At 66.4% G+C, this 21,980-nt stretch carries 23 protein-coding genes; 5 read left to right on the top strand and 18 right to left on the bottom strand.

Features of this window, described 5'->3' with window-relative positions:
* Positions 1-16: 16 nt before the first annotated feature.
* From murC to VWN43_RS03030, 15 genes are all read right to left on the bottom strand, one after another.
* A complete protein-coding gene (gene murC, locus VWN43_RS03100; RefSeq protein ID WP_320180704.1) occupies positions 17-1,441 on the bottom strand; it encodes a UDP-N-acetylmuramate--L-alanine ligase in 1,425 nt (474 codons plus the stop codon).
* A complete protein-coding gene (gene murG, locus VWN43_RS03095) occupies positions 1,438-2,634 on the bottom strand; it encodes an undecaprenyldiphospho-muramoylpentapeptide beta-N-acetylglucosaminyltransferase (RefSeq protein ID WP_320180705.1) in 1,197 nt (398 codons plus the stop codon). Before murG ends, murC begins: the two co-directional genes overlap by 4 nt.
* The gene (locus VWN43_RS03090) at positions 2,631-3,887 is read right to left on the bottom strand and encodes an FtsW/RodA/SpoVE family cell cycle protein (RefSeq protein WP_420493537.1); all 1,257 of its coding nucleotides are present in this window, start codon (positions 3,885-3,887) and stop codon (positions 2,631-2,633) included. Before VWN43_RS03090 ends, murG begins: the two co-directional genes overlap by 4 nt.
* Positions 3,888-3,892: 5 nt before the next feature.
* Positions 3,893-5,188: a UDP-N-acetylmuramoyl-L-alanine--D-glutamate ligase gene (gene murD / locus VWN43_RS03085; protein WP_320180707.1), complete on the bottom strand. Its 1,296-nt coding sequence runs from the start codon at positions 5,186-5,188 to the stop codon at positions 3,893-3,895.
* The gene (gene mraY / locus VWN43_RS03080; RefSeq protein ID WP_253518155.1) at positions 5,185-6,255 is read right to left on the bottom strand and encodes a phospho-N-acetylmuramoyl-pentapeptide-transferase; all 1,071 of its coding nucleotides are present in this window, start codon (positions 6,253-6,255) and stop codon (positions 5,185-5,187) included. The genes murD and mraY overlap by 4 nt, the downstream gene beginning before the upstream one ends.
* An 18-nt stretch (positions 6,256-6,273) precedes the next feature.
* Positions 6,274-7,740 (bottom strand): UDP-N-acetylmuramoyl-tripeptide--D-alanyl-D-alanine ligase, encoded by a 1,467-nt coding sequence (locus VWN43_RS03075; protein WP_320180708.1) that lies wholly within the window; start codon positions 7,738-7,740, stop codon positions 6,274-6,276.
* Positions 7,737-9,209 carry a UDP-N-acetylmuramoyl-L-alanyl-D-glutamate--2,6-diaminopimelate ligase gene (locus tag VWN43_RS03070; RefSeq protein WP_320180709.1) on the bottom strand — a complete coding sequence of 491 codons (1,473 nt, stop codon included), beginning with the start codon at positions 9,207-9,209 and terminating at the stop codon, positions 7,737-7,739. The genes VWN43_RS03075 and VWN43_RS03070 overlap by 4 nt, the downstream gene beginning before the upstream one ends.
* A complete protein-coding gene (locus VWN43_RS03065) occupies positions 9,206-10,909 on the bottom strand; it encodes a peptidoglycan D,D-transpeptidase FtsI family protein (RefSeq protein WP_320182134.1) in 1,704 nt (567 codons plus the stop codon). Before VWN43_RS03065 ends, VWN43_RS03070 begins: the two co-directional genes overlap by 4 nt.
* 65 nt (positions 10,910-10,974) lie before the next feature.
* The gene (locus VWN43_RS03060; protein ID WP_320180710.1) at positions 10,975-11,478 is read right to left on the bottom strand and encodes a hypothetical protein; all 504 of its coding nucleotides are present in this window, start codon (positions 11,476-11,478) and stop codon (positions 10,975-10,977) included.
* Complete coding sequence (gene rsmH, locus VWN43_RS03055) at positions 11,478-12,416, bottom strand: 16S rRNA (cytosine(1402)-N(4))-methyltransferase RsmH (protein ID WP_320180711.1); 939 nt, start codon at positions 12,414-12,416, stop codon at positions 11,478-11,480. Before rsmH ends, VWN43_RS03060 begins: the two co-directional genes overlap by 1 nt.
* Positions 12,413-12,838: a division/cell wall cluster transcriptional repressor MraZ gene (locus tag VWN43_RS03050; protein WP_320180712.1), complete on the bottom strand. Its 426-nt coding sequence runs from the start codon at positions 12,836-12,838 to the stop codon at positions 12,413-12,415. The genes rsmH and VWN43_RS03050 overlap by 4 nt, the downstream gene beginning before the upstream one ends.
* A 406-nt stretch (positions 12,839-13,244) precedes the next feature.
* Positions 13,245-14,003, bottom strand: a complete 759-nt coding sequence (locus VWN43_RS03045) for a Gldg family protein (RefSeq protein WP_320180713.1) — start codon at positions 14,001-14,003, stop codon at positions 13,245-13,247.
* Entirely contained in the window at positions 13,978-14,343 is a 366-nt protein-coding gene (locus VWN43_RS03040; RefSeq protein ID WP_253518179.1) for a hypothetical protein, read from the bottom strand. Before VWN43_RS03040 ends, VWN43_RS03045 begins: the two co-directional genes overlap by 26 nt.
* Before the next feature lie 31 nt (positions 14,344-14,374).
* The gene (locus VWN43_RS03035) at positions 14,375-15,391 is read right to left on the bottom strand and encodes a cysteine synthase A (RefSeq protein ID WP_253518183.1); all 1,017 of its coding nucleotides are present in this window, start codon (positions 15,389-15,391) and stop codon (positions 14,375-14,377) included.
* A 42-nt stretch (positions 15,392-15,433) separates the two neighbouring features.
* Complete coding sequence (locus VWN43_RS03030) at positions 15,434-15,751, bottom strand: 2Fe-2S iron-sulfur cluster-binding protein (RefSeq protein ID WP_253518186.1); 318 nt, start codon at positions 15,749-15,751, stop codon at positions 15,434-15,436.
* 90 nt (positions 15,752-15,841) lie between these two features.
* Here VWN43_RS03030 and VWN43_RS03025 point away from each other — a divergent pair, with 90 nt between their 5' ends.
* Both VWN43_RS03025 and VWN43_RS03020 read left to right on the top strand, forming a co-directional pair.
* On the top strand, positions 15,842-16,459 hold the full coding sequence (locus VWN43_RS03025; protein ID WP_320180714.1) for a DNA-3-methyladenine glycosylase family protein: 618 nt from the start codon (positions 15,842-15,844) through the stop codon (positions 16,457-16,459).
* A 21-nt stretch (positions 16,460-16,480) separates the two neighbouring features.
* A complete protein-coding gene (locus tag VWN43_RS03020) occupies positions 16,481-17,287 on the top strand; it encodes an SDR family oxidoreductase (RefSeq protein ID WP_320180715.1) in 807 nt (268 codons plus the stop codon).
* 3 nt (positions 17,288-17,290) lie between these two features.
* Here VWN43_RS03020 and VWN43_RS03015 read toward each other — a convergent pair whose 3' ends face one another.
* Positions 17,291-17,584 (bottom strand): 4a-hydroxytetrahydrobiopterin dehydratase, encoded by a 294-nt coding sequence (locus VWN43_RS03015; protein ID WP_320180716.1) that lies wholly within the window; start codon positions 17,582-17,584, stop codon positions 17,291-17,293.
* 56 nt (positions 17,585-17,640) lie between these two features.
* Between VWN43_RS03015 and ccmA the strand changes: the two genes are divergently transcribed.
* Positions 17,641-18,222: a heme ABC exporter ATP-binding protein CcmA gene (gene ccmA, locus VWN43_RS03010; protein WP_320180717.1), complete on the top strand. Its 582-nt coding sequence runs from the start codon at positions 17,641-17,643 to the stop codon at positions 18,220-18,222.
* Positions 18,219-18,872 carry a heme exporter protein CcmB gene (locus VWN43_RS03005; protein WP_320180718.1) on the top strand — a complete coding sequence of 218 codons (654 nt, stop codon included), beginning with the start codon at positions 18,219-18,221 and terminating at the stop codon, positions 18,870-18,872. The genes ccmA and VWN43_RS03005 overlap by 4 nt, the downstream gene beginning before the upstream one ends.
* Here the strand turns inward: VWN43_RS03005 and map are convergent.
* Together map and VWN43_RS02995 are read right to left on the bottom strand one after the other, a co-directional pair.
* A complete protein-coding gene (gene map / locus VWN43_RS03000; RefSeq protein ID WP_320180719.1) occupies positions 18,869-19,696 on the bottom strand; it encodes a type I methionyl aminopeptidase in 828 nt (275 codons plus the stop codon). The genes VWN43_RS03005 and map overlap by 4 nt on opposite strands.
* 40 nt (positions 19,697-19,736) lie before the next feature.
* A complete protein-coding gene (locus tag VWN43_RS02995) occupies positions 19,737-20,543 on the bottom strand; it encodes a DUF3298 and DUF4163 domain-containing protein (protein WP_320180720.1) in 807 nt (268 codons plus the stop codon).
* 46 nt (positions 20,544-20,589) lie between these two features.
* On the opposite strand from VWN43_RS02995, the gene VWN43_RS02990 reads away from it, so the two are divergent.
* Positions 20,590-21,978, top strand: a complete 1,389-nt coding sequence (locus tag VWN43_RS02990; protein ID WP_320180721.1) for a leucyl aminopeptidase family protein — start codon at positions 20,590-20,592, stop codon at positions 21,976-21,978.
* Positions 21,979-21,980: the final 2 nt, after the last annotated feature.

Raw genomic sequence — 21,980 nt, 5'->3', positions numbered from 1 at the left:
GGCTGGTCACCCGCGCTCATGCAGTACTCGCTTTCGCAATGCCATTGGCGAGGCCCGCCGCCCATTGCGTGATATCGCCCGCGCCGAGGCATACGACCAGATCGCCCGGTTGCAGATCGGCGGCCAGCTTTTCGGCGAGGTCTTCCTCGTCTGCGACCGTCTGCGCGGCGCGGTGGCCGCGCGCCTTGAGCCCGGCGACCAGCGCATCGGCATCGACCCCGTCGATGGGATCCTCGCCAGCGGCATAGACCGGCGTCACATAGACTTCGTCCGCCTCGTTGAAGCAGCTCTGGAAGTCTTCCATCAGATCGCGCAGCCGGGTGTAGCGATGCGGCTGGACGACCGCGACGACGCGGCCCTTGCCGGCGCTTTCGCGCGCGGCGGACAGCACCGCCCTGATTTCGACCGGGTGGTGACCGTAATCGTCGATGATCGTCGCCACGCCGTCGCCGCTGGGCACTTCGCCCACCCGCGTAAAGCGCCGCCGGACCCCGCCGAAAGCGGAGAAGCCGTTACAGATAACGTCGTCGGGGCAGCCCATCTCGATCGCCACCGCAATCGCCGCCAGCGCGTTCTGGACATTGTGGCGGCCCGGCATCGGCAGGCGCACGCCCTCGATCCGGCGATCTTCCTGCCCGCGGCGACGCACGATGACATCGAACACATTGCCGCCCGCATCGGGCTGGATGTTCACGCCGCAGATATCCGCCTGCAGGTTGAAGCCATAGGTCACGACATTGCGATCACGCACCTTGCCGATCACCGCCTGCACTTCGGGGTGATCGATGCACAGGATCGCCGCGCCGTAGAACGGGACGTTGTGAATGAACTCGACGAAGGCGTCCTTCACGCCGTCGAAATCGCCGTAATGGTCGAGATGCTCGGGATCGATATTGGTGACCACCGCGATGGTCCCGTCGAGCCGCAGGAAGCTGCCGTCGCTCTCGTCCGCCTCGACCACCATCCATTCTGAATCGCCCAGTCGCGCGTTCGAACCGTATTGTTCGATGATCCCGCCATTGATCACGGTGGGGTCGATATTGCCCGCATCGAGCAGCGCGGCGATCATGCTGGTGGTGGTGGTCTTGCCATGCGTGCCGGCCACGGCAACGGTGGATTTCAGCCGCATCAGTTCGGCCAGCATTTCCGCGCGGCGCACAACGGGAATGCGGTTTTCCAGCGCATAGGCGACTTCGGGATTGGTCCGCTTCACCGCGGTCGAGGTGACGACGACCGCCGCGCTTTCGACATTTTCGGGAGCGTGGCCGATCGCAACTTCGATCCCGCGCTGGCGCAGGCGTTCGACGGTCGCGCTGTCCTTCACGTCGGAACCCTGGACCGCATATCCGAGATTGTTCATCACTTCGGCAATACCGGACATGCCGATGCCGCCGATGCCAACGAAATGTACGGTGCCGATATCGGTAGGGACGCCCCTCATTCCGCAGCCTCCCGCACCGCACCCTGGCCGGCGGGCACACCCTGCGAGGACCCGCGCGCATTGTTGCCGCCGACGCGGATGACATCCATCAGCTCCGCTCCGCCGAAGCTCTCGACGAGATCGGCCAGGTCCTCGACCGCCTTGGGCCGTCCGCAATTCCACGCTGCATGCGCCGCCTTGGCGAGACCCTGCGGATTTTCCGCCAGCACCTTGATCTGCTTGGCCAGCTCCTTGCCGGTGAAACGCTCCTGCCGGATCATCCGCGCGCCGCCCGATTTCGCCAGTTCGCGCGCATTGGCGGCCTGGTGGTCGTCGGTCGCGATCGGCAACGGGATGAGGATTGCAGGGCGACCGACCGCAGTCAGCTCGGCAATGGTGGATGCGCCCGCACGCCCGATGAACAGATGCGCATCGGCGAGGCGGGCGGCCATGTCCTCGAAATAGGTCGCCAGTTCGGCGGGAATGCCATGCGTGCGATAGCGTTCGCGGACCGCGTCGAGATCCTCGGGGCGGCACTGCTGCGTCACCTGCAGCTGCTGGCGCAGCGCAGGCGGGAGCATGGAAAGACCGTCGGGTACCACTTCGGACAGCACCCGCGCGCCCTGGCTGCCGCCGGTGACGAGCACCCGCAGCAGGCCGTCTTCGGTAAAGGGAGGGAACGGTTCGTCGCGCAGGCTGAGCACGCCTGCGCGCACCGGATTGCCGACAAGGTGGACCTTCGCGGCGTGTTTCGCATCGAGCCGCTCGACTTCGGGATAGGCGGTGGCGACCGCGTCCACCCGTCCGGCGAACAGGCGATTGACCCGGCCGAGCACGGCGTTCTGCTCGTGCACGACGGTGGGCACGCCGGTGCTGGTGGCAGCGAGGATCGCGGGCAGCGAAGGGTAGCCGCCAAAGCCGACCACCGCGCTGGGCTGGAAACTGTCAAACAGCCGCAGCGCCATGCGCCGCCCTTCCCATACCGCCTTGAGGCCCTTGAACCAGCTGAGCGGGTTCTTGCCGAACCGGCCTGCAGGGATGACATGCGCGGGCAGGAAATCGGGCTTGCCGGGGATGTCCGCGCCGCGCTTGTCGGTGATCAGCGCGACATGATGACCGCGCCTGTGGAGCTCGGCCGCGAGCGCGAAGGCGGGCAGCAAATGCCCGCCGGTGCCCCCGGCAGCGAGGACGAAATGGCGACTGGCGCCGGTCATGGGTGAATCTCCCGGCGTGCGGAACCCGTAGTGTCTTTCATCGGGGCCGTCTGCCCGAAGCCGAGCCTATCGCCAAGTCCAATGGTCCGGCTTTTCAGGAACGGGTTGCGCCGGGTGATCGCCAGCATCAGCCCGACATTGAGGCAGATGGCGATGGTCGAGGAGCCGCCATAGCTGACCAGCGGCAGCGTCATCCCCTTGGACGGAAACAGCTGCAGATTGACCAGGATGTTGATGAATGCCTGTCCGCCGAGCAGCGCGATCAGCCCCGCACCGGCCAGCAATGCGAACAGGTCTTCCTCGTCGATCAGGCGCATCAACACACGCACCACGATGGCGAGATAGAGCAGCACGATCATGCCACAGACGATCAGGCCGAATTCCTCGCCGATGACGCTGAAGATATAATCGGTATGCGCCTCGGGCAGGCTCATCTTGCGGATGCCGAGGCCATAACCTGCGCCCGTCCACCCGCCCGCCAGCAGCGTGCGACTGGCGAGGTCGACCTGGTCGAAAGCGGTCCCGCCGCCGAGGAAGGCGTCGATCCGGTGACGCGCATTGTCATAGAGGAAATAGGTCGCGGTCAGGCCGATGATGCAGCCGCCGACGACGCCGCCCAGCCGCTTCACATCGACCCCCGAGAGCACCACCATCACGAACCACACGCCGCCGAACAGGATCGTGCTGCCAAGATTGGGCTGCATCATCATCAGCACCGCGATCAGCGCCAGATAGGCGGTGGCGATGCCCAGCACCGGCAGGTTGGGATCGCGCATGCGCCACGACAGGATCCACGCCATGGCGATGGCGAAACCGGGCTTGAGGAATTCCGACGGCTGGAACTGCATGCCCAGATTGATCCAGCGCCGTGCGCCGTTGATCTCGACCCCGATCAGCGGGACGAGGAACAACAGTCCCGTCATCACCGCCGCCAGCACGATGGCGAGCCGCCGCGCATTCTCGCGCGTGAGCATCGATATGCCGAGCAGCGTCCCGATGGCGAGCACCTGCCAGGCGAGGTGGCGGTAGAAGAAATACAGCGGGTCGAGCGTCTCGCTCGCGGTCGACAGGCGATCCGCGCTGGCGGGCGAAGCGGCTGCGACCGCGATGGTGCCAAAGCTCATCAGCAGCAGCACGAGCAGCAGCAGCACGCGGTCGATCTCGCGCCACCAGATCTTGATTTCGGACCAGCGCGACAGCTTGCCCTTGGGCATATGCGCAGGTTGGCGCTTGCCGGGGACATAGGGCTGCATCGTGTTCATGCCAGCCGCTCCACCAGCGCGCGGAAATGGTCGCCGCGTTTCTCGAAGTCGGCATATTGGTCGAAGCTGGCGCAGGCGGGCGAGAGGAGGACTGTGTCGCCCGGCGCAGCGTTTTTCGCAGCGCTGGCGACCGCATGGTCGAGCGTTTCGCATTGTTCGACCGGCACGCGGCCGTCGAGCAGCGCCGCGAAGTCCGGCCCGGCTTTGCCGATGGTATAGGCGGCTTTCACATGGCCCAACTCGGCCTCGCATTCGCCCAGCCCGGGCTCCTTGGCGAGCCCGCCGACGATCCAGTGGATATTCTCGAACGCGGCCAGCGCGGGGGCGGAGGCAGCGGTGTTGGTACCCTTGCTGTCGTTGACATAGGCGACGCCGGAAACCTCGGCGACACGCTCCATGCGGTGTGCAAGGCCGGGGTAGCTCTTGAGCCCGGAGCGGACCTGCTCGGGCGCAATCCCCAGGATGTCGCAGACTTCGATGGCCGCTGCCGCGTTCTCGCGATTGTGCGGTCCTTGCAGCGATGGCCAGTCCGCTTGCTCGCTTGGCGCGATGCCCCTGTTCTGGAGCACATCCTCGAGAATGCTCGCAACCGAGCCTTCGGCGAACTGCCCCAGCACCCGCGCATCGGTAAACCGGGCGATCGAATTGTGGCCGCGCGTCTGCATTCCCAGCAGACGCGATTTGCTGGCGGCATATTTGCCGAAATCCCCATCGTACCGGTCGAGATGGTCGGGGGTGATATTCAGCAGCACCGCCACGTCGCAGTCGAGCGAATAGGTCAGGTCGATCTGGTAGCTCGACAGTTCGAGCACATAGACCCCGCCTTCGGGAAGCGGGTCCTGCTCGAGGATCGGCAGGCCGATATTGCCGCCCATCGCGGTCGGCATGCCCGCCTCTTTCAGGATGTGATGCACCAGCGCCGTCGTGGTCGATTTGCCATTGGTGCCGGTGATCCCGACGACCTTGTGCGGCGGCAGATCGCCCCGCGCCTGCGCGAAGAGTTCGATATCGCCGATGACGGGCACGCCGATACTGTCGGCATGCGGCTTGATCGGATGCGTGTTGAGCGGCACGCCGGGGCTGACCACCACGCCCCCATAACCGGTAAGGTCCGCCTCCAGCGGGTCGCCGATAGCGCAGCGCCCGGCAAAGGGTTCGCGCGCTTCGGTGCGGTCGTCCCACACCAGCACGTCGGCGCCGCTCGCCAGCAGCGCTTCGACCGTCGCCCGGCCGGACCGCGCGAGGCCAAGCACCGCGTATCTTTTGTCCTTCCAGGCAGGTGAAGTGATCATCGTAGCTTGAGCGTCGCGAGCCCCAGGAGTGCCAGCACGATTGCCACGATCCAGAACCGGATCACGACCTTGCTCTCCGACCAGCCAAGCTGTTCGAAATGGTGGTGGATCGGTGCCATGCGGAAGACCCGCCGTCCGGTGCGCTTGAACCAGACCACCTGGATAATGACGCTCAGCGCCTCGAACACGAACAGCCCGCCGACGATCGCGAGGACGATCTCGTGATGCGTCGCCACGGCGATCGCGCCCAGCGCGCCGCCCAGCGCAAGGCTGCCGGTATCGCCCATGAAGACCGCCGCGGGCGGGGCGTTGAACCACAGGAAGGCGAGACCCGCGCCCATGATCGCGGCACAGAAAATTGCCAGCTCGCCCGCACCCTCGACATGGGGAATGCCGAGATAGGTCGAGAAGTCGACGCGCCCGACGAGATAGGCGATCAGCGCGAAGGTCCCGGCGGCGATGATGACCGGCATGGTGGCCAGTCCGTCGAGCCCGTCGGTGAGGTTCACCGCATTGCCCGCGCCGACGATGACGATCGCGGCAAAGGCGTAGTAGAAAACCCCCAGCTCGACCCCGAAGTCATTGACAAAGGGGACATAGACGAAGGTGTTGATCTGGCTGACGATGATGTAGCTGGCGATACCCGCAACCGTGAATTCCATCAGCAGGCGGATGCGCGCCGAAACGCCCTTGTGGCTGGCCTTGGTGACCTTGTCGTAATCGTCGAGGAACCCGATCAGGCCGAAGCCCAGCGTCACGGCGAGACAGGCCCAGATGAACGGATTGCGCAGATCCATCCAGATCAGCACCGACAACGTCAGGCTGATCAGGATCATCAGCCCGCCCATGGTCGGCGTGCCTCGCTTGGCGAGGTGGGTCTGCGGCCCGTCCTCGCGGATCGGCTGGCCCTTGCCCTGGCGGATGCGCAGCATGGCGATGAAACGCGGGCCAATGACGAGGCCGATGACCAGCGCGGTCATCAGTGTCGCTCCGGCACGGAACGTCTGGTAGCGCACGAGGTTGAAAAAGCCTTCGAAATTCAACCATTCGGCGAGGATGTATAGCAAATCGGCCTCTCGTCGCGCCTAGCCGGCGCGGGTGAAATGATCCACGAGCCGGCCAAGACCGACCGAGTTGGAGCCCTTGACCAGCACGGCATCGCCCGCGACGACGCCGAAGTCCTCGAGTAACCCGATCGCCTCGTCGGCGGTATGGCAATGCGCCCAGGCGATGGGCTTGCCAAGGACGGAGCTTTCCGGTTTCCCCAGTTCGCGCGCCAGGGCCAGCATCTCGTCGCCGACCAGCAACGCATAGTCGACATCGGCGGCGAGGATAGGTTCGGACAGCGCGGCATGGAACTGCGGACCGAAATCGCCCAGCTCCTTCATCGCACCCAGAACGGCGATGCGGCGGCCCGAGGGCGTTTGCCCGAGCTGCGCGAGGGTGGCGCGCATGCTGGCTGGATTGGCATTGTAGCTTTCGTCGATCAGCAGCGCCTTGCCACCGGGAACGTCGATCCCGTGGCGCGCGCCGCGTCCCTTGAGCCCGCCCATTTCGGCCAGCGCGAGACCGGCAGCCGCCATATCGCCGCCCGCCGCCCGCACCGCGGCCATCACGGCAAGCGAGTTGACCACCCAGTGATCGCCGGGTTCGGCGACGGTGTAGCACAGCCGCCCTTCGGGGAATTCGCAGGTCACGAGGCTGCCGCCGTTGGCGCTGGGGATTGCATCGAGCAAGCGGACATCGGCGAAGCGTGCCCGGCCGAAGCTGACGACGTTCGCGCCTGCCCGCAGCGCGGCCAGCTTGAGCGGTTCGTAATGTTCGCTGTCCGCGGGGATCACCGCGGTCCCGCCCGGTTCGAGGCCGGCGAAAATCTCGGCCTTGGCGGCGGCGATCGCCGCCATGCTGCCGAGATTTTCGATATGCGCCGGGGCGATGGTCGTGATGACCGCGACATGCGGGCGGACCTGCGTGGTCAGTTCCGCGATCTCGCCGGCATGGTTCATGCCCATTTCGAACACGCCGAACCGGCTGCGCGCGGGCATCCGCGCCAGGCTGAGCGGCACGCCGACATGGTTGTTGTAACTGCGCGTGGAGCGATGCGCCGCACCGCGGCTCGCGCGTTCGAGACTGGCGAAGATCGCTTCCTTGACGCCCGTCTTGCCGACCGAACCGGTCACGCCGATAATGGTCGCCTCGACCCGGCTGCGCGCCGCACCCGCCAGCGCCTGCAGCGCCTTGGTGGTGTCGTCGACGAGGATATGCGGCCAGTCGACCGGCCGGTCGACGATCGCCCCCGCTGCGCCATTGGCGAAGGCGGTGCCGAGGAAACGGTGGCCGTCCATTGCCTCGCCCTTGAGCGCGACGAACAGGTCACCATTGACGACGTCGCGGCTGTCCATCTCGACGCCCGCGACCTGGAAATCATGGCTGGCAGTGCCGCCCACGGCCTCGGCAATGCTCCGCGCGTCCCACAGCGTCAGCGGCAGCCGGTCGCGCGGGTCGGCGGGCCATTCGACATAGGCCGGATGGCGCAGGATTGCCGCGCTCATGCATCACCTCTGGCGATCTGCGCGGCGCATTCGCGCGCGACCTCTACGTCGTCGAAGGGTAACACCCGCATGTTCTCTCCCGATCCGATGATCTGACCCGTTTCATGTCCCTTGCCGGCGATCAGGACGATGTCCTGCGCACCCGCTTCGGCAATGGCTGCGAGAATGGCTTCGCGACGCCCGCCTATTTCGCGCGCCTGCGGCGCACCTGCAAGCACCTGGCGGCGGATTTCCGCAGGATCTTCGCCGCGCGGATTGTCGTCGGTAACCATGACGAGGTCGCTCGCCTTGGCCGCTGCCTCGCCCATCGGCGCACGTTTGCCATGGTCGCGGTCGCCGCCCGCGCCGAAAACGGTGATAAGCCGCCCGCTGACATGCGGGCGCAGCGCCGCGATGGCGGCTTCGAGCGCGTCGGGTGTGTGCGCGTAATCGACATAGACGGGGGCGCCCGAGGGCGCGATCACCGCCCGCTCGAGCCGCCCGCGGACCGGCTGGAGCCGCGCGACCGCATCCCAGACCAGCCCGGCGTCGCTGCCGGTGGCAAGCGCCAGCCCGGCGGCGGTCAGCGCATTGGAAACCTGGTAGGCGCCGATCAGCGGCAGGTTGATCGTCCGGCTCTGCCCCGCATGCTCGACCGTCAGCGACTGGCCCAGCTGGGTCGGTTCGCGGCGGGTAAGGCGAATGGCATCGCCCTGCTCGCCGACGGTCATCACCGCAAGACCGCGCCGTGCCGCATGGTCCACCACGCGCGCATTCCAGCCGCAATCGCCCGCGCCCATCCAGATTACTGCCGTCGCGCCGTCCGAAACGACTTCGTCGAACAACCGCATCTTGGCGGCGAAATAGTCTTCCATGTCGGCATGGTAATCGAGGTGGTCGCGGCTGAAATTGGTAAAGCCCGCGGCCTCGACGGGCACGCCTTCGTTGCGAAATTGCGAGAGGCCGTGGCTCGACGCTTCATAGGCGACATGCGTCACGCCTTCGCGGGCCAGCCCGGCGAGGTTCGACAGGAAGGTGACGATGTCGGGTGTGGTCAGTCCGGTGGAAACGCTTTCGTCGGGCGTGGTCACGCCCAGCGTGCCGATGCTCGCCGCGCGCTCGCCCGCCATGCGCCAGATCTGCCGCGTCATCTCGACGGTCGAGGTTTTCCCATTGGTGCCGGTGACCGCAACGATATGGTCGGGCACGGGGGTGAAGAACCGTGCTGCCAGCGCGGCGAAGGCCCGGCGCGGCGTATCGTCTGCGATGTGAATAGCGCCTTCCACCGTCGCTTCGGGCCGCGCGACCACCGCCACCGCACCGCTTTCGATCGCGGCGGGGATGAAATCCTCGCCATTGACCTGCGCACCCTGGAAAGCGCCGAACACGGTGCCCGGTGCAACCTTGCGATTATCGATGGCAAAGCCGGTCACCATGACGTCGGCATCGCAAGCGATCCCTGCCGCGGTGCAGAGCTTGTCCAGCTTCACTTATTCGCCTCCGGGATCAGCGGCTTGATATCCGAAATGTCGACGTCGCGCGTATCGTCGGGGCGCACGCCGATCAAAGGCCCGATGCGCGGCACCAGCCGGCCGACGATCGGCGCCGCGTTCCATGCGGCAGTGCGCTGGTAGGAGCTGGCCAGCGTCCCGCGCGGCTCGTCGAGCATGGCGATCACGACATAGCGCGGGCGGTCCATCGGGAAGGCGGCGGCGAAGGTCGAAACCAGCGCGGTCTTGCGATAACCGGCGCTGCCGCCGGGTTTTTCGGCCGAACCGGTCTTGCCGCCCACGCGGTAGCCCGGCGCATCGGCATTCTTGCCGGTGCCATAGACCGCGATCGCGCGAAGCAGCTGGCGCATCCGGCTCGAGGTCGAGGCCTTGAACACGCGGCGGCCCTTGGGCGCTTCGCCCGGGCCGAGCTTCTTGAGCGTGGCGGGGCGCCAGATGCCGCCATTGACCATCGCCGCATAGGCGCTGGCGAGATGCAGCGGCGTGACCGCGATACCGTGGCCATAGCCGACCGTCATCGACCGCAGCCGCGGCCATTTCTCGCCCGGCCAGATCGGGAAGCCCTTGGCGGGCAGTTCGATATAAGGCCGTTCGTTCATCCCGAGGTCCATCATCGTGCGGCGCATGCGGTCGGGGCCGAGTTCGTCGACCAGCCGCGCGGTGACGGTGTTGGACGAATGGATCAGCGCCTCGACCGCGTTGAGGTCGGCGCCCAGGTCGTGGCTGTCCTTGATGCTGAAACGCCCGACCTTGACCGGGCTGGCGTCCCAGCGCTTGCCCAGATTGCGGACGACGCCGGCATCGATCGCGGCGGCGACAGACAGCGGCTTGAAGGTCGAGCCCAGTTCATAGACTTGGTTGGTGACGCGGTTGAACATCAGCTTTTCGCCGCGCGCATCGATCTTGTTGGGATCGAATTCGGGGAGCGATGCGAGCGCCAGCACTTCGCCGGTATCGACATCGAGCACGATGCCCGCCCCGCCCTGCGCCTGGACCAGCTTCATCCCGCGGCGCAGCTCGTCCTCGAGTGCGCCCTGCACGCGGGAATCGATCGACAGCGCAATCGGCGTACCGCGGGTCGAAGGGTTGGACAGGTGATCGTTGAGCACCTGCTCCATGCCGACCCGGCCATTGCCGTCTGCAGCGACATAGCCGAGCACATGCGCGGCCATCGAACCCTGCGGATAGTGGCGGTCGTTTTCCATCGGCATTTCAAGCGCAAGCTCGCCGATTTCCTGCACCCGGTTGGCTTCCTCGGGCAGCACGCGGCGGCGGATATAGCCCTGCTTGCCCGCGGCGAATTGCGCAGCAACTGCCTTTTCGTCGAGATCGGGGAAGATCGCTTTCAGCTTGCCGATGACCGTCGCGGGATCGCGCACCAGCGGCGCTCCGTCTTCGCCCAATGCTTCCGGGTTGAACCACAGCGCATAGGCGGGAAAGGCGCGCGCCAGCGGCACGCCATTGCGATCGGTAATCTCGCCGCGCGGCGGCAGGAGGGCTTCCTCGAGCGAGGTGCCGCGCAGGCCATCGTCGGACATGCCGAGATAGCCGATCCGGACAAGCGCGAGCAGCGCGACAAAGGCAAAACTAAGCGCAATCCACAAGACCCGCCAACGGGCAAGCGTCAGCGATTGCTGGCGGATGGTGACGAGCTGGACGCGGCCCGAAGCCACCGCCATGCTCACCGCCCCCTGCCCGCTCCTGCTGCCCGCGGCGATGGCGGGGCCGAAGCCGGAAAAGGCGTTCACTGGCTCACCTCGGCGACCGCGGCCATGCCGACCGCGGGGCTCGCCAGCCGTTCGGCGAGACCGCCCGCAGCAGCAAGCTCGCGGCGTTCGGGCCGGGCGGCGCTGTCCGCGCCCTCGTCATCCATCCATTCGGCGAACAGGCTCTCGCTTTCGGGCGCGGGCCGGTTGAGCGCCACGCGCACCGGGTCCGGCGCATCGATCCCGCGAGGGGTCCCGAGCACGGCGAGCTGGCGTTCGCTTTCGAGATATTGGTCAGCGCGCGGCGCGGCATAGCCGAATTCGACCGCGTTCCAGTCGGACAGCTGCTGCTGGCTGGCGCGGGTCTCGAATTCGGTGTCGAGCATGAGCTTGGCCTGCTGCGCGGCAATGATCTGGCGTTCGGCGAGGCGCACGTCGCTTTTCACCGCATTGACCTTGAAGGTCAGCGCGAGCAGCAGCGCAAAGCAGATGCCCAGCACCAGTGCCCAGCCGATCTGACGGATGCGCGAACCCCCGACCATCACGCGGCTTCCCGCGCCGGTGTGGCGGTACGCGTGGCATGGCGCAGCACGGACGAGCGCGAGCGCGGATTGCGCGCGATTTCGGCCTCGCCGGGCTTGATCGCCTTGCTGACATTGGAAAAGACCGGATCATCCTGCGCCGCCAAGGGGACATGACGCGAGGCACTCGGGGTTGAGGACGCCTCGCGCAGGAAGCGCTTGACGATCCGGTCTTCGAGGCTGTGGAAGCTGACCACCGCGAGGCGGCCCCCTTCGCGCAGCAAATGCTCGGCCGCCGACAGGCCATGGGCCAGTTCGTCGAGTTCGCCGTTCACATGAATCCTGACCGCCTGGAAGGTCCGCGTGGCGGGGTCCTTCTTGTCATGCGGTTTGTGGCCGAGCGCCTTGCGCACGACCCGCGCCAGCGCGCCGGTCGTTTCCAGCGGACGCGCAGCAACGATGGCGCGCGCGACGCGGCGCGACTGGCGCTCCTCGCCATAGAGATAGAGCACGTCGGCGATCGCTTTTTCGTCCGCCGAATTGAGGAAATCGGCCGCGCTTTCGCCGTCCTGGCTCATGCGCATGTCCAGCGGTCCATCGGCCGAGAAGGCAAAGCCGCGCTCCGCCTGGTCGAGCTGCATCGAGGAGACGCCGATATCCATCACCACCCCATCGACCCGCGCAACGCCCGCCGACGTCATGACGTCAAGCATTTCGGAGAAGCGATGCGGATGGAGAACGAGGCGCGGCGGGTTCTCGCCCGTTTCGTTCCAGCTGCGACCCGAAGCGATGGCGTCGGGATCGCGGTCGAAGGCATGCACGGTGGCGCCGCGCTCGAGCAGCGCGCGCGTATAGCCGCCCGCCCCGAAGGTCGCGTCGACGATCACGTCGCCCGGCTGCGGATCAAGCGCGTCGATCACCTCGTCGAGGAGCACGGGAATATGCGGCGCGGCGCTCATTTGCCCTTCGCCTTCGCATCGGCGAGGAAGCTTTCGCAGGCCGCCTTCGCGCCCGCCCAATCGTCGCCCATCTGAGCGAGTTCACCCGGGTTCCACAGCGTGAAGAACCGGCCACCGCCCTGGAAATAGAGCCCGTCCTCGATCTTGCCGAGCATCCGCAGATGTTCGGGCATGACGAAGCGGCCGCTGTCGTCGAACGGCATTTCCTGGAAGCCGAAAAGCTGGCTGGAGCGCGTATCGCGGTCGAATTCCTTGCCCAGGCGGACGGCGAGTTCTTCCTCGCGGTCGAGCTGCGCTTCGAGTTCGGGTTTGCGCGAGAGGCCGAAGCCGACGAGGCAGTTCCAGCTGGGGTGCTTCATCAGGCACAGCACGCGGCCATCGCTGCTGTCCTTCACCGCCTTGCGAAACAGGGGCGGAAGCACAAAGCGGCCCTTATCGCCTGCTGGCGAATAGGCCTGACCGCTGTACCCTCCGAACGACACTGTCTCCAAACCCCAATACCGGTTTAATTTGCCTCCTCACCGGGCAAAACCTTCCTCCCTCGCCCGAGCATGGGGGCGAGCCGCTTGGCCCACGGGCCGAGCGCGCAGAGACAGTCCTTGTCCGATGTGATTGCGGTTTATCGCGGGTCAGCCGGGGATGGAAGGGAAAATTGCGGGATTTCACGGGATAAGCCCGTAGGCTATTGTTTTACAGCCATATTTTTCCCGCGCCCGGCCTCGAATTCGTTACCAGTTCCTTAACGAAGGGACTGGAAACGCGTGGCTTTGTGCGGAGTCGAGCGAAGAATCCCGCGATTTCTCCGGGCCTCACCCGTGAAATCCCCGGTCAGTCGGTATCGGCTGGTTGGTCGAGGGTCACCGGCCCGAGCACGGCCCACAGGGCGTCCTTGCGCTCCTGCGGAACGGGGCCGCTGCCGTCCCAGTCGAGCACCGCCGCATCGGCGAACAGGACCGCCAACCCGCTGCCGCGCGCGCAGCGGACGAGCAACCCATCGGCAAGGATCGCGCAGGAACTGCTGTCCTGACGCGCAAAACGGCCGCGCAGCGCCACCGGGACGGCTTGCCCCTGCACTTCGGCCATCCGCTCCCCGCCGGGCTGACTGTCGTCGAACAGCAGTTCGACCCCCCAATGCGAGAAGATCGGCGACAAGAGGACGACATCCTGTGGTCGGCGCCGGTCGCCGATCGGGTAGCGCGAGTGGCGCGTCAGCATCGGATCGGCGAGGATCACCGCCTGTCCGCCCTGCATCACCCATTGATCGAAAGAGACATTCTCCGACGGTGCCAGCGCGCGCGGCTGCGCCAGGATCACGCGGTCGAGCCCTGCCAGTGCATCGGGCTCAAGCGTATCGAGCGGGACCAGTTCGAAACGCGTCTCGAGTTCCTCGCGCACCCAGTCCTTCTGGCCCCCGCCTTCCAGCATCGCGCCGAACTCGCCCTCGCCCCAATAGAGCGGCAGGCTCGAGAACAGCCCGACGCGCGGTTTGGAAACCACTTCATGCCGCGCCTCCCCCGGAGAGCAGGCCGCGGCGAGCAGCGCCATGAGCAAGGAAAGCGTGCTAGTTAGCAGCGGGAGGCGGCGCATCGGTCGTGGTCTGCGGCCCAGAGGTCGGCGCGGCATTGGGCGTCGCGCTGGGTTCGGCCGGAAGATCGGGAACCACGCCGGCCTCGACCAGCGGGTCGTTCTGCGGCGCGGCCTGCGTCGGTTCGGTGGTCGGCGCGGCCGCAGGCACGGTCGTCGCGTCGGTTTCCGCGGCGCGGTTCTGGATGATACTCGCCAGCCCGACGAGCAGGATCATCATGACGATGCCGGTGATCCCGATCTGCAGGCGCTGCACGGTGCGTTCGCGCCGGGCATCGCTACCCGGCACTTCGGGCAGCTCACCCACCGGCGGCTTGCGGCTCATATCGAAAAATTGGTGCACGCGCATAAGCGTAGGGACCCGTGGCGGGCAGTCAATCGCCGCTTTGCAACCAATCGAACACCGGCAGGCCCTTCGCGGCCAGCCATTCGGCGCTGTAGAGCGTCGAGAGGTAGCGGAAGCCGGTGTCGCACAGGATGGTGGCCACGCGCGGGTTCTCGCGCCCTTCGGCCACCAATTGCTTGCCCAGCGCAATCGCGCCGGCCACATTGATGCCCGAGGACAGGCCGAGGCACAGACCCTCTTCGCGGAGCAGGCGGGCCACCCAGGTCAGGCCTTCCTCGTCTGAAATGCGGAACTGCGTATCGATCGGCGCACCTTCGAGATTGCCGGTGATGCGCCCCTGCCCGATCCCTTCGGCCACGGAAGACCCTTCGGCCTTGAGCTCGCCATTGGCGAAGTAGTTATACAGCGCCGCGCCATGCGGGTCGGTCAGCGCGATGGTGACGGTTTCGTCCAGTTCCTTCAGCCCCATGCCGACGCCGGCGATGGTGCCGCCCGTGCCCGCCGCGCAGGTGAAGCCGTCGATCCGGCCCTCGAGCTGGTCCCACAGTTCCTTCGCCGTGGTTTCGATATGCGCCTTGCGATTGGCGGTATTGTCGAACTGGCCCGCCCAGACCGCGCCGTCGAGTTCTTCCGCCATGCGGCGCGAGACGTGCTGGAAATGGTTGCAGTCGGCATATTTGGTCGGCGGCACCGTGACCAGTTCCGCGCCCAGGGCGCGGAGCGTGTCCATCTTTTCCTTCGACTGGTTGTCGGGCATCACGATAATCGTGCGATAGCCCAGCGCATTGGCCACCAGCGCGATGCCGATCCCGGTATTGCCCGCGGTCCCTTCGACCACCGTGCCACCGGGTTTGAGTTCGCCGCGCTCTTCTGCATCACGGATGATGTAAAGCGCCGCGCGATCCTTCACGCTGGCGCCCGGATTGGCGAATTCGCATTTACCAAAGATGTCGCAGCCGGCTTCCTCGCTCGGTCCTTGGAGGCGGACCAGCGGAGTGTTGCCGATGAGGTCGAGCGTATGCTCGCGTACGGGAATTGCAGTCATGGGTCGGGAATTAGGCGCGCCGGCCCGAACCTGCAAACAACATCAGTCTTCAGGCGCGATAGTAACCTTCAACCCGTCGAGTTCCGCAGTGAAGGGGATCTGGCACGACAGGCGCGAAGTCGGCTGGCGGTGATCGGTGGATTCGAGCAGGTCGTCCTCGTCCTCGCTCAGTTCGGGCAGCTTGTCGGCAAACGCCGGATCGACATGCACATGGCAGGTCGCGCAGGAACAGCAGCCGCCACACAGCGCCAGCAGCTCGTCGAAGCCATTGTCGCGGATCGCTTCCATCACGGTCAGGCCGTCGGCGACGTCGATCTCGCTGGTTTCGCCTTCGCGGGTGGTCACGGTCAGTTTCGGCATTGCGTGTTTCCTCGGTTGCAAAGGGCTACTGGTCGACCCTATGCGTCGCGCTGCTATTCAATCGCGACGGGGAAGGCAAGCGCACTCGCCATGGGGCTGACCAACGCACAATTGCGCACGCACCTCGATACGGTCGCTGCATCCGACCCCGTTGTAGCCGGGGCGCTGGAGCGCTGCGGCTATCCCGAAGAACGCATTCGCCCCACCGGTTACCGCACGCTGCTGCGGACGATCGTCGGGCAGCAGGTCAGCGTCGCGTCCGCGGATGCGGTGTGGGCCAAGCTCGAAGCCGAACTGGGCGAAGCCATGCCCGCGCACGAAGTGCTGGCGCGCGATTTCGATACGCTGCGCGCCTGCGGCCTGTCGCGGCAGAAACAGGGCTATGCGCGCAGCCTATGCGAACTGGTGGCCAGCGGCGAACTCGACCTCGCGAGTCTTCCCCAGGACGATGAGGCGGCGATTGCCGAGTTGACCCGGATCAAGGGCATCGGGCGCTGGTCGGCGGAAATCTATCTGCTGTTTGCCGAAGGGCGGCCCGATATCTGGCCCGCGGGCGATCTGGCGGTCCAGGAAGCGGTCGGCCGCATGCTCGAACTGGCAGCGCGGCCGAGCGAAAAGGAAACCCGTACCATCGGCGAAGACTGGCGGCCGCATCGCGGCGCAATGGCCATCTTCACCTGGCACGCATACACCAATGCCGCGCTGTAGCGCGCACGAGGGAGAGAGACAGTGAGCGAGCGCAAGGCGATTTTCATCACCGGCGGCGGGTCGGGTATCGGGCGCGCGGTCGCGCTGCATTTCGGCGAGCGCGGCTGGTTCGTCGGTCTGGGCGATATCGACAAGGCGGGCATGCGCGAAACCGAGGACATGATCGGTAACGGCTTCGTCTATGGCCATGTCCTTGACGTGCGCGACCGCGCGGCATGGGACGAAGCGCTCGAGGCGTTCTCGGTGGCGGCGGGCGGCCGGATCGACGTGGTCTTCAACAATGCGGGCATCCCGCTTGGCGGCTCGCTGCTCGAAAACAGCGCCGAGGAAATCGAGCGCTGCCTCGATATCAATCTCAAGGGCGTGCTGTTCGGCGCGCAGGCGGCGCATCCGCATCTGGCGAAGACCGCGCCGGGATCGTGCCTGCTCAACACCGCCAGCGCGGCGGGCATTTATGGCACACCGGGGGCAAGCGTCTATTCAGCGACCAAGTTCGGGGTGCGCGCGGTGACCGAGAGCCTCGATGGCGAATGGGCCGAAGACGGCATCAATGTCCGCTCGCTGATGCCCAGCTTCATCGACACGCCGCTGCTCGATCACAATCCCAACGCCCGGTCCAATGAAGGCATCCGCCAGCGCGTGACCGATTCCGGCCTCGAGATCACGCCGGTCGACGACGTGGCGGCGGCGGCATGGGCCGCTGTGCATGGTGAAAGGCTGCACACCACCGTCGGCAAGACCGCCAAACGCATGGCCTTTGCCGCGCGTTGGTTGCCGGGTCGGGTACGCAAGGGAACCCGCGCTGGCGGGCGCCCGATGGGCCGGTAAGTCCTAGCCGAGCAGCGCGTCGATCTTGCGCGCCATCTTGACGTCGCGCAGCGACAGCCCGCTGGCGTCATGCGTGGTCAGGGTGATCTCCACGCGGTTGTAGACATTCGACCATTCGGGATGATGGTCGCGCGTCTCGGCGATCATCGCGACGCGGGTCATGAAGGCGAAGGCTTCGGAAAAGTCGGCGAATTCGAAGCTCCGCACGATTGCCTTGCCATCACGGGCGAGGCTCCAGCCGGTCAGCCCGCGCAGCCAGCTGCCACGCTCTTCCTCGGTCAGCTGTTCAACGGTCATGGCTGCGATTCTCCTCTACTTGTCGGTGGCGCGCCTTTTGCCTATCGCCACCGCCCATGCAACCTCGCCTCGTCGCAAAGGATATTGCCTGCCGCCGCGGCGAAAGGCTGCTGTTTCGCGGGTTTTCGCTCACCTGCGATGAAGGCGCTGCCGTGCATGTGACCGGCGCGAACGGGATCGGCAAATCGAGCCTGATCCGCATTCTCGCCGGATTGCTGCATCCGTTCACCGGCTCGGTGGACCACGCCGGAGCGATGGGACTGGTCGACGAACGGCTCGCGCTCGATGCCAATCTGCCACTGGGCAAGGCGCTGGCATTCTGGGAAGCGCTCGACGGATGCACCCACCCGGGCCGCGCGCTCGAACTGCTGCAGCTCGACCCGCTGATGGAGGTACCGGTGCGTTATCTCTCGACCGGGCAGAAGAAGCGCGCCGCGCTTGCGCGATTGCTCAACCGCAACTGCCCGATCTGGCTGCTCGACGAACCGCTCAACGGTCTCGACAGCCACGCACAGGCGGCTTTCGAGGCGCTGATCGCGCAGCATTGCGCGGGCGGCGGGATCGCCATTGTCGCCTCGCACCAGCCGATCGCCCTGCCCGCGCCGCAAGTCATCCAGCTTGCCGAGTATGCCGCATGATCGGCACGCTGCTCAGGCGCGATCTCGGGCTGCTGCTGCCCGGCGGGCGCGGCGGCGGCGGGGTGCTGCCGCTGCTGTTCTTCCTTGCGGTGGCGATGCTCTACCCTTTCGCGGTCGGGCCCGACGCGCAATTGCTGGCGCGGACCGGCGGAGGCGTGATCTGGGTGGCGGCGCTGCTTGCCGCGATCCTGCCGCTGGACAAGCTGGTTTCTGCCGATCTCGATGCGGGCATGTTCGACCAGTTGCACTTGCGCGGGGTGAGCGAGGAGGCGGCGATGGCGGTGCGGCTGCTCGCGCACTGGCTGGCCTTCGCGCCGCTGCTGCTGCTCGCCACGCTGCCCGCGGCGGCGTTGCTGGGCCTGCCGGGAGAGACGGTGCGCACCGTCCTGCTGGGCCTGCTGGCGGGCACCCCCGGCCTCGCCGCGGTCGGCCTTGCGGTGGCCGCGCTCACCGCGAGCCTGCGCGGCGGTGCGGCGCTGGCGGGCCTGATGGTCATTCCGCTAGCAGTGCCGATCCTGATCTTTGGTGCAGGCGCGCTGTCGCGCCCTGATCCGGGCGCGTTGCTGCTTACCGGCGCAATCAGCCTGGGGCTGTGCGCGGTGACACCCTTTGCCGCCGGGGCGGCGATACGCGCCGCGCGCGAAGGCTAGTAAGGCGGCTTGTGCAGCCCCTTGGGGCTTTCGGTGAAAATCTCGACGCCGTCATCGGTAATGCCGATCGAATGTTCGAACTGCGCCGATAGCGACTTGTCGCGCGTCACCGCGGTCCAGCCGTCGCCCAGCACCTTGGCATGCGCGCGCCCGGCATTGATCATCGGTTCGATGGTGAAGAACATGCCCGGCTTCATTTCCGGCCCCGTCCCGGCGCGCGCCGCATGGATCACCTCCGGCGCATCGTGGAACAGCCGGCCGAGACCGTGGCCGCAAAACTCCTGCACCACGCCATAGCGGAACTGGCGCGCATGCGCTTCGATCGCGGCGCCGATATCGCCCAGCCGCGCGCCCGGCTTGCTCGCCGCATCGATCCCCAGCATCAGGCATTCATAAGTCACCTCGACCAGCCGCTTGGCCTTGATCGAGGGTTCGCCAGCGAAGAACATGCGGCTGGTATCGCCATGCCAGCCGTCGAGCAGCGGGGTCACGTCGATATTGACGATGTCGCCGTCCTTCAGCGCCTTGTCGGACGGAATGCCGTGGCAGATCACATGGTTGATCGAAGTGCAGCAGCTGTGTTCATAGCCGCGGTAGCCCATCGTCGCGGGCACCGATCCGGCATCGAGCATCATGGTGCGGACATAATCGTCGATCGCGCCGGTGGTTACGCCCGGCTGCACGAAAGTGGTCAGCTCGTCGAGAATTTCGGCAGCCAGCCGCCCCGCCTTGCGCATGCCCTCGAAACCTTCGGGGCCATGCAGCTTGATCGTGCCGTCGCGATAGACGGTCTCGTCCGCCTCGATTACCTGATATTCAGTCATGCCGCCCACATAGGCGCTTTGCGCGGCAATTGCGAGATGCCTAGCGGCTCACGCTGAAAGCCCTGGCATGCGCGGGCTTCACTGCATCGACGACCGAGGCGGTGACGGGGAAATCGAGCTCGTAATCGCCCTCGGCATAGGCGCCCGCGACATAGGGGCCGAAATACACCGTGATCCGGTCGAAGGTCTTGCCGTTGGACGACCCGACCAGCACGCTGGCCTCGTCGAGCCCGGGGCATTTGTCGAACATGTCGTCGCTGCCTTCCTCGATCTCCATGCCGCGCCGTTCTTCGCGCGCGGCGTTGAGCGTGTCGCACAGCCTATTGCCCAGCGCCTGTTCGAGCGCGACGGGCGAGTTGAACAGGTCGATTCCCTTCATCGCCGCGCCCGCCTCGCGGTCCCAGACCAGCGATTGCATGCCATACATGCCATGCGCCCCGCCCGAATAGGTCGCCAGATGCCCCGACAAGCTCAGGTAACCGGGCAGATCCGCCACCACTTGCCACTCCTCGCTGGCGCTGTGCTGGCGCGGCGTCCACTCGCTCCCCTGCGACGAGTTCCAGTCTTCGTCGGCTTCCTGCTCGAGTTCGGCGCGCATCGCGTCGGCCTTCTGCCCGAGGAACGCCGCCAGCGCCGGTTCGGCGGCGACTTGAGCGGGCCAGGAATAGGCGAACTGGTAACGCTCGGTTTCCTGCTCGACCGCGTAGGCTTCTGCCGCCGGCGCGGCGGTGGCCGAGGCACTTGCGGTCGCACGGTCGCTGACCCCCGCCTTGTCGGCATACTCGGCGCTGTCGGAACAGGCCGCACTCGACAGCGCGAGGGAAATCAGGAACAGGGGCGCACGCATCGCGGTTTCCTTTGCGAAAGACGAATTCATTAGAGGCACCTCCGATATGGCCGACAAACAGCCACTGATCCAGCCCGACCGCGGGCAGGATGCGATTTCCATTCACCTCGTCAACCGCGACGGCCTGGGCGACTGGCTCAAGCAGCTTTCGACCAGCCAGCGGGCCGCGCTCGAGGCGCAGAAATTCGACGGCGGCGGCTACCAGACCGCGATCGTGCCCGACGGTGATAGCTGGTTCGCTGTGGGCGGCGTGGCCGATCCCGAAAACCTCTCGAGCTGGTGCATGGCGAAGCTGGCAGAGAGCCTGCCTGCGGGCACCTATCGCCGCGCGAAGGGTGTGCCCGGCCCCGCGGTGCACGGCTGGCAGACCGCGCAATATGTCTTCGACCGCTATAAGCGGCCCGAACGCCCGGTCGGCCCGCGGGTGCTGCTGACACAGGATGTCGGCGCGATCGACGGCGCAATCGCCGAGGCGCAGGCCGTGTGCCTCGTCCGCGATCTCGTCAATACGCCTGCCGAGGATATGGGCCCCGCCGCGCTGGAAGAGCAGTGCGAGACGCTCGCCAAGCAGCATTCGGCCACGCTCAAGGTGACCATGGGCGATACGCTGGAGCAGGAATATCCGATGATCCACGCGGTCGGCCGCGCCGCCGCGCGCCATCATGCCCCGCGGCTGCTGCATCTGACCTGGGGCAAGGAAGGCGACCCGGTCCTTGCCATCGTCGGCAAGGGCGTCTGCTTCGACAGCGGCGGGCTCGATGTGAAAAGCTCGACCGGAATGCTGCTGATGAAGAAGGACATGGGCGGCGCGGCGCATGCGATTGCGCTGGCGGGACTGGTCATGCGCGCGGGCCTGCCGGTACGGCTGCACCTGCTGGTCCCTGCGGTCGAGAACGCGATCAGCAGCAACAGCTTCCGCCCCGGCGACGTACTGCGCTCGCGCAAGGGCCTGAGCGTGGAAATCGGCAATACCGATGCCGAGGGCCGGCTGGTGCTTGGCGATGCGCTTCAGCGCGCCAGCGAGGAAGGGCCCGCGCTGATCCTCGACTTCGCCACACTGACCGGCGCCGCCCGCGTCGCGCTTGGCCCCGATTACCCCGCGCTGATGGCCCGCGAGGATGCGACCGCCGCGGCGCTGATCGACGCCGGCCGCGCGCATGACGACGAGCCGTGGCGCCTGCCGCTGCCCGATGCCTATCGCGAATGGCTCAATTCGGACATCGCCGATACCAACAACGCGCATGGCAATGCCTTTGCCGGGGCGAGTGTCGCGGGCCTGTTTCTCGACAAGTTCGTCGGCGACGGGATCGACTGGGCGCATTTCGATACCTTCGCCTGGCGCCCGCAGGCCAAGCCGGGCCGTCCCAAGGGCGGCGATGCCTATGGCCTGCGTGCTGCATGGCACATGCTGAAGGGCCGTTTCGGTGGAGCCTGAGG

The sequence above is a fragment of the Qipengyuania sp. HL-TH1 genome (genome assembly GCF_036365825.1).
GTDB classification, from domain to species: Bacteria; Pseudomonadota; Alphaproteobacteria; order Sphingomonadales; family Sphingomonadaceae; genus Qipengyuania; species Qipengyuania profunda.
Note: the sequence above shows the minus strand (reverse complement) of the source record. Positions and strands in the feature narration are given on the sequence as shown.

Bases quoted from the DNA above. Each gene is read 5' to 3' on its own strand.
- VWN43_RS03065 (WP_320182134.1), bottom strand. From the start codon at position 10,909: ATGGCGGTGGCTTCGGGCCGCGTCCAGCTCGTCACCATCCGCCAGCAA.
- rsmH (WP_320180711.1), bottom strand. From the start codon at position 12,416: ATGAGCGCCGCGCCGCATATTCCCGTGCTCCTCGACGAGGTGATCGAC.
- VWN43_RS03035 (WP_253518183.1), bottom strand. From the start codon at position 15,391: ATGACTGCAATTCCCGTACGCGAGCATACGCTCGACCTCATCGGCAAC.
- VWN43_RS03025 (WP_320180714.1), top strand. From the start codon at position 15,842: ATGGGGCTGACCAACGCACAATTGCGCACGCACCTCGATACGGTCGCT.
- murD (WP_320180707.1), bottom strand. From the start codon at position 5,188: ATGATCACTTCACCTGCCTGGAAGGACAAAAGATACGCGGTGCTTGGC.
- ccmA (WP_320180717.1), top strand. From the start codon at position 17,641: ATGCAACCTCGCCTCGTCGCAAAGGATATTGCCTGCCGCCGCGGCGAA.
- VWN43_RS03075 (WP_320180708.1), bottom strand. From the start codon at position 7,740: ATGAGCGCGGCAATCCTGCGCCATCCGGCCTATGTCGAATGGCCCGCC.
- VWN43_RS03005 (WP_320180718.1), top strand. From the start codon at position 18,219: ATGATCGGCACGCTGCTCAGGCGCGATCTCGGGCTGCTGCTGCCCGGC.
- VWN43_RS03060 (WP_320180710.1), bottom strand. From the start codon at position 11,478: ATGGTCGGGGGTTCGCGCATCCGTCAGATCGGCTGGGCACTGGTGCTG.
- VWN43_RS03015 (WP_320180716.1), bottom strand. From the start codon at position 17,584: ATGACCGTTGAACAGCTGACCGAGGAAGAGCGTGGCAGCTGGCTGCGC.
- VWN43_RS03045 (WP_320180713.1), bottom strand. From the start codon at position 14,003: ATGCGCCGCCTCCCGCTGCTAACTAGCACGCTTTCCTTGCTCATGGCG.
- VWN43_RS03030 (WP_253518186.1), bottom strand. From the start codon at position 15,751: ATGCCGAAACTGACCGTGACCACCCGCGAAGGCGAAACCAGCGAGATC.
- VWN43_RS02995 (WP_320180720.1), bottom strand. From the start codon at position 20,543: ATGCGTGCGCCCCTGTTCCTGATTTCCCTCGCGCTGTCGAGTGCGGCC.
- murG (WP_320180705.1), bottom strand. From the start codon at position 2,634: ATGACCGGCGCCAGTCGCCATTTCGTCCTCGCTGCCGGGGGCACCGGC.
- murC (WP_320180704.1), bottom strand. From the start codon at position 1,441: ATGAGGGGCGTCCCTACCGATATCGGCACCGTACATTTCGTTGGCATC.
- map (WP_320180719.1), bottom strand. From the start codon at position 19,696: ATGACTGAATATCAGGTAATCGAGGCGGACGAGACCGTCTATCGCGAC.
- VWN43_RS02990 (WP_320180721.1), top strand. From the start codon at position 20,590: ATGGCCGACAAACAGCCACTGATCCAGCCCGACCGCGGGCAGGATGCG.
- VWN43_RS03090 (WP_420493537.1), bottom strand. From the start codon at position 3,887: ATGCAGCCCTATGTCCCCGGCAAGCGCCAACCTGCGCATATGCCCAAG.